Below are 1,569 nucleotides of genomic sequence, written 5' to 3'. Positions count from 1 at the left end.
CCACCAACCTAGAACCCAAAGATAATTCTAATATTGAGGCATTTAATGCAGCAAGAAAGGATTTGACTTATGCGGGTTTGAGGGTGTTGGGGATCATTAAATAATTGAACGCTGAACCTGTCCCGAATATCGGGATGATGCTGATCAAGTGGATTTACACTGATTTTATTTTCTTCGATTAGGGGTGGATATCTAATACTCTTCCAGCCTAAGACACATTTTTTTTTATCAGTGATCATCAGCCAAATCTGTGTCATCCGTGTTGTATTGCACGCTGATAACGTTGATCAAGCGGATTTACATTGATTTTTATTTTCTCCAACTAGGTTGGGATATTTTTTACTTTTTCAGAGAATGAATCAAAAAGAAAACGATGCCCACCACTGAAAATACCAAACAAAAAATATTGCGAGGAATTAGCCGACTTTAAAACGGAATAACCTCTGGCTAAAAAGTAATAAGACCACTGCTGTTTGTTTCAAATGATACATTATCTTGTTGAAGTAAAAGGTTTGAAGAATCCCATAAAGCTGCACAGCCGTTGGTGCTAATCGACATGACCCACAGTAAATAAAAAATGGAGATCATTAAAACAAAATCATTAACAAAACTATTCGGACCAACAGTCGCCGCAAAGGACATTTCCATTCAGGTGAATAAAGGGGAGATTTACGGCTTTTTGGGTCTTAACGGAGCAGGGAAAACCACTTTGATCCGTATGCTTTTAGGGATGATAAAACCGGACATTGGGACAATTGCACTTTTCGATAAGGAACTGACATCACAATTCGACGAATGGAATAAGATCGGATACTTGGTAGAAACATCATACTCGTATCCCAACCTTTCGGTTTACGAAAACCTGAAAGTGATTTACAAACTGCGCGAACTGACCAATCCAACTGCTATTAACAGTATTATTGAAAGTTTAAAACTCACAAAATACAGAAACACAAAAGCCAATGAATTGTCTCTTGGGAATCAGCAACGATTGGGACTTGCGAAAGCACTTATTCATAGTCCGAAGCTTTTAATACTTGACGAACCGATAAATGGATTGGACCCGGAAGGAATTGTGGAAGTGCGGGAGCTTTTAATAGAACTTGCAACAAGCGGTTCGACAATTTTTCTTTCAAGCCACATCCTTGGAGAAATATCCAAGATTGCCAATCGCATAGCGATTATACACGAAGGCAATCTGATAAAAGAAATAACCACCCGGGAGTTATCAAACCAGATCATTAAGAAAGTATTGGTGCAAACAGCCGACAATCAAAAGGCAATTCAGCACTTGCTAAATTCAAATTACTCTGCTGTATATAAAAATCCAAATGAGATAGAAATTACCAATAATGAAGCACTTGAACATCCCGAACACATCACAAAACTTTTGACGGAAAATGGACTGCCACCCAAACAGGTTTATCTGTATTCGGAAGATTTGGAAATGTATTTCCTGCGCACAATAAAAGAGAATTCGTAATGAAACAGCAAATACGGGCAATACAAGCTGAGCTAATAAAAGTCAAACATTCCAATATCATTTTGGCAACTTTTGTTGCATTTGGT

At 37.9% G+C, this 1,569-nt stretch carries 1 protein-coding gene; it reads left to right on the top strand.

Going from position 1 to position 1,569, the window contains the following annotated elements:
• The first annotated feature begins 577 nt into the window (after positions 1 to 577).
• A complete protein-coding gene (locus tag ACEW8U_RS05730) occupies positions 578 to 1,483 on the top strand; it encodes an ABC transporter ATP-binding protein (protein WP_373521080.1) in 906 nt (301 codons plus the stop codon).
• The last annotated feature ends 86 nt before the right edge of the window (positions 1,484 to 1,569 follow it).

Origin of the sequence: Aquiflexum sp. (genome assembly GCF_041751335.1) — a bacterium.
GTDB lineage: Bacteria > Bacteroidota > Bacteroidia > Cytophagales > Cyclobacteriaceae > Aquiflexum.
Note: the sequence above shows the minus strand (reverse complement) of the source record. Positions and strands in the feature narration are given on the sequence as shown.

Bases quoted from the DNA above. Each gene is read 5' to 3' on its own strand.
- ACEW8U_RS05730 (WP_373521080.1), top strand. From the start codon at position 578: ATGGAGATCATTAAAACAAAATCATTAACAAAACTATTCGGACCAACA.